The 4007-nt window shown below is 37.7% G+C and carries 5 protein-coding genes and 1 pseudogene; 1 reads left to right on the top strand and 5 read right to left on the bottom strand.

The features are described from left to right. Window positions 1-234, top strand: a pseudogene (locus tag L5M38_RS23800) (IS4 family transposase); the annotation flags it as partial. Here L5M38_RS23800 and L5M38_RS23795 read toward each other — a convergent pair. The 5 genes from L5M38_RS23795 to L5M38_RS23775 all read right to left on the bottom strand — a co-directional run. Beyond that, window positions 218-484 (bottom strand): hypothetical protein, encoded by a 267-nt coding sequence (locus L5M38_RS23795; RefSeq protein ID WP_263180515.1) that lies wholly within the window; start codon window positions 482-484, stop codon window positions 218-220. The pseudogene L5M38_RS23800 and the gene L5M38_RS23795 sit on opposite strands and share 17 nt — an antisense overlap. Next, entirely contained in the window at window positions 481-1653 is a 1173-nt protein-coding gene (locus L5M38_RS23790; protein ID WP_263180514.1) for a DUF4297 domain-containing protein, read from the bottom strand. Before L5M38_RS23790 ends, L5M38_RS23795 begins: the two co-directional genes overlap by 4 nt. Before the next feature lie 122 nt (window positions 1654-1775). After that, window positions 1776-2582, bottom strand: a complete 807-nt coding sequence (locus tag L5M38_RS23785; protein ID WP_063883613.1) for an NYN domain-containing protein — start codon at window positions 2580-2582, stop codon at window positions 1776-1778. A 20-nt stretch (window positions 2583-2602) separates the two neighbouring features. Further along, on the bottom strand, window positions 2603-2980 hold the full coding sequence (locus L5M38_RS23780) for a molecular chaperone DnaJ (RefSeq protein WP_263180511.1): 378 nt from the start codon (window positions 2978-2980) through the stop codon (window positions 2603-2605). An 801-nt stretch (window positions 2981-3781) separates the two neighbouring features. Then, window positions 3782-4007, bottom strand: a 226-nt coding sequence (locus tag L5M38_RS23775; RefSeq protein WP_263180492.1) for a transposase domain-containing protein, incomplete at its 5' end; no start/stop codon positions are given.

The following is a 4007-nucleotide window of genomic DNA, read 5'->3' as shown; positions in this document are numbered from 1 at the left end:
TTGATGGTTCAATGCCTGTTGTGGCTAGTTGGTTTACACGCACAGCAACAGGGCTGGGATAAGCATTTTCAGGCCAATACCATTGGGCATCGAACGGTACTCTCAACGATTCGCTTGGGATTGGAGGTACTCAGGCGGCCTGATTATCAAATCACGGAGAAAGAATTGCTGGCGGCCTGGGTATTATTCGCCAATCAGTTGCTCAAATATGGCTATGCTATGGCTGATTTATGAGGGGATCCTTCAGAGCTGAGCCTTTAAATCCAGGTAAACTTGACTCAATACTTTCACCAACTAATTGTCCTATTTCAGCGACTAGAGGTTTACGTCTATCTTTTGCCAGTAACAAGATAATAATACTGATTAGTGGTAGCTGAAAAAGAGCTTCATTGCTTAGGAATTGAGTGTGATTATCTTCATTGTTCTTTGTATTAAAATGGATAGTCTCATTTGATATGCTATCAAAAAAATCATCAAAATTCATGATTTCATCCTAACAATTTCTGACAATAATGCGCCGAATAATAGATTGTTATTCAAATCGAATAATAAGTTGCACTTATTAAGTTCGTGATTTAGATTGGTTGCTAACCTCCCTAAATCCTTAAGGATAATAGGTGTTCCTTTTGTATATATATCATTTAGTATAGATTGCACCGAAAATGAAATTTGTTGAAATTCAAACTCTGGGATTGTATGTCTATTATGTCTAACCCAGAGATCCCAATCTGTTTTACATCTACTACAGTATTCAATATGTGATTCATTCGCACCGCTAGACTCTAACATTCTTTGAATAATTGATGCATTTTTTATTGCTTTATCATCACCACCTTCAGTTAAAATATTATATGCACCCTTAGAAATGCTCATGATTGATAACAAATCATCAATTGATACAGCTGCTTTACTTTCAATCAATTCTGCGGTAATTTCTTGGATTACACCAGATGACTTCCGTTCAATTAGCTCCAAAAGCTTCATAATAATCATTTTTGATTCAGTGTATTTTAATTCTATCTCGCTGAATCTATAAATTTTGTCTCTGGTTAGACTTTCGAATGTCTCATCGTTTAATTTTAAATGTTGAACGTCTGTCTCGAACCTTATTTTTGAAAGCTTCTTTTTAATATCTTCTTCAGGTATTTCTGAATTGCATTTCCCTTTATATATTTCTTTGAAATTTTCGACTAGTATCTTTGTGAATTTATTTTCAAATTTTCCATCAATAATATCGTGATATAAAATTTCTACATCGTCGTGTGTATTAATGTTAGTCTGAAAAACAACTGAATTACAATAAGTGTCAAAAACTATTGTGTGGAGCAACATTTTTCCTAAAAAGCTATCTTTTATTTTTTCTGGATCTTGAACTTTTATTTTTTTCTTTTGTGTTAAAAGACCAAATAGTTCATTAAGAGTCCAGTTGTGGTTTTGTTTTTTGTTAGTCTTTACTTGGTAAAATATGTAGCCAATTCTATTTTTTCCTATTTTCCTGACAACAAAGTCGTCATGAAGATCGCAGTAAACTCTATCAACTCCATCTTTGTCTAAAATTGATAATGATGCGATTGCAGCAGATTTAGCTTGGGCTTTAAATCTGCTAAACGCGTCTCTACCACTTTGTTCTCTAGGGCTAACTTTATGAAGCATTTAATCACCATATTATTACTAATAATATATCGAATATAAGTTTAATGTTTGGTTGTGTTATTGAGAAAACTAGTAATTAAAACATTATGATAGTGTCTTTGTTAGTTGTAACAGAGTCTGTTTTACTTCCCATTCTTCTTTGCTCTTTTTATATATCTTACCCATAGCACTGAGCCGTGGGTTTTACGCATTTCGAAGAGATCTATTGCGGCAAATAGGTCGCTGAGTTTTTTAAATCCGTAGTTTCGCTGATCGAAAGAGCTGTGATTTGAGATATGTGATCCTATTGGGCCAAGTTGAGCCCAGCCATCTTCCTCTTCGGTTGCTTCTATGGCTTGACGCAACATATTGAGCAGTTTGGAGTCACTTTTTAAATTACATTTCTGCGGTGTCGCGGTTTTAGGCTGAACTTGCTTGGTTTTACTAATTGAGTCAGGTGTCGTTGGTGGAAGCTGGGTTAATTCTGATATCACCTCTATTTCTTCTGCGACAACAACAGGTTCTGCGTCGAGGTAGAGGAAGCGAGAGCAACTATTCACAAAAGCGGCTGGTGCTTTACGTTCTCCGAAACCAAAAACGGTTTTACCGTCGGCTAAGGCTCTGGTCACAAGGGGAGTAAAGTCGCAATCCGAAGATATTAAGCAAATGATGTCTATATCTTTAGTGTAAAGAATGTCCATAGCATCAATAACTAAAGCAATATCGCTGGCATTTTTACCTTTGGTTAAATCGAATTGTTGAATAGGCTGAATGGCATATTCATGCAGGATATCTTCCCAAGGCTTTAGATTCGGGCTTTTCCAGTTACCATAAGCCTTTCGAATACTGATTAATCCGTGTTTTGCAAGCTCAGCGAGTACCACATCAAACTTCTTGGCTGGCGCGTTATCTGCATCAATGAACACCGCAATTTTTTCTTTATTCTGCATTTTAACTCCAACGAATGTGGTTATGCTTTACCCGTTTTTAAGGATGAGAAGTAGTACCCGCAGATGGAGCCAATTATTGCACTTGAAAAGGCAAGAAGTTCGGTGAAGTGCTTGTTTTCAAATAGGGCGGCTAGGCTGATGATTGTGAGTAAGGCCATCACTAGCATGATTGCTAAGATTGGCGCAGTCCTCTTATTAATTCGTTCAGTTAGAGGTTCGGCTTTTCCAATTCCACCGCAAGAACCACATATTAGTCCAAATTGATTTCTTCTTCGCCAAATAGGTAATTCGTTTAGTTTTGCGCAGCGTTCACATGAACTGTTATTGATTCCATTGGAACAAGTTCCTGTTCCTGAACAATGTTTACAATCATAAAGATTGACCATGACATCTTGCATTTATGTTCCTTCATAAATTTGGGGGTATTAGGGACAGGTCTGTGATGGTGGCTTTATCTTAGGATTGAAGCACGCTACCGCCCATGGCTCTTGCTACCAGACCGCAAATACAGACAATAAATTTTAATAAAAACAATAATAAAGCTATCAGTCTGTGGTTTGTAAAACCTTAAACTGAATCACAATTAGTTCAGAGGGGGAGCATCTTTAAGGAGAGGTATAGAAAGCTTTTCCTTGCCTTGTTCGCTTTTCTAGAGCGGATCTTCCCTGACTCATTTGTATATCGCCATATTTTATTAGCGAGATTTTCGCTAACACCAGACTAGCGTTGATTGATTAAGTAATTGCTTAAGTGTTGTTTATCAATCAAAAATTTAAACTAGCGTACAGCATATGGTGAATAGCGACAATAGTGAGTTGTTGCCCAGTAAACCAAAGACGGAATATGCATCTTTTTATCAAATAGCACGCAACACCAAAGCGATAGACGTTAATTTAACGAGCCATCCATTGTTAAATTTGCAGAGTGTATGCTTATAAAAAGGCATACAGATAACTGGAGAGTTGGTTGAATTAAGCATTGGCATGTAAGTGACCGTTGACGGCATGGCCGCTCTTTCATATCTGACCCATAGGGATATGGGAAATGTCACTATGATGTCTGGAACATCATTGACCATGTGATCGCGGCATTTGCACTTCCGTATGTAGCAGATGCCGTCGTCGAGCCCTCATGGATACTTCTTGTGAAATAAAAGGGGTGGCGTGTCACTGGAATGGTAACCGTCTAGCGAACCACACCTACTGTTTAAAATTCCAGGGTAACAAGCTATCGATATTGGGTTCTGGTTTACACAGTTCATCAAGGCAAACCATGATGTAATCAAATGGGATTAGACCATTTATTTTGGCGGTTTCCACAATACTGTAAAGGGCGGCACTGGCATGTGCACCGTTAGCCGTTTGGCTAAATAACCAATTTTTTCGGCCTATCACAAACGGTTTTACTGCACGTTCAGCTCTATTG

Source organism: Shewanella sp. SM101 (assembly GCF_025654465.1).
GTDB lineage: Bacteria > Pseudomonadota > Gammaproteobacteria > Enterobacterales > Shewanellaceae > Shewanella > Shewanella oncorhynchi.
The sequence above is the reverse complement of the archived record's forward strand: the minus strand, read 5'-3'. Positions and strand labels throughout refer to the sequence as shown.

Coding starts and splice junctions, on each gene's coding strand:
- L5M38_RS23790 (WP_263180514.1), bottom strand. CDS start 1,653: ATGCTTCATAAAGTTAGCCCTAGAGAACAAAGTGGTAGAGACGCGTTT.
- L5M38_RS23785 (WP_063883613.1), bottom strand. CDS start 2,582: ATGCAGAATAAAGAAAAAATTGCGGTGTTCATTGATGCAGATAACGCG.
- L5M38_RS23780 (WP_263180511.1), bottom strand. CDS start 2,980: ATGCAAGATGTCATGGTCAATCTTTATGATTGTAAACATTGTTCAGGA.
- L5M38_RS23795 (WP_263180515.1), bottom strand. CDS start 484: ATGAATTTTGATGATTTTTTTGATAGCATATCAAATGAGACTATCCAT.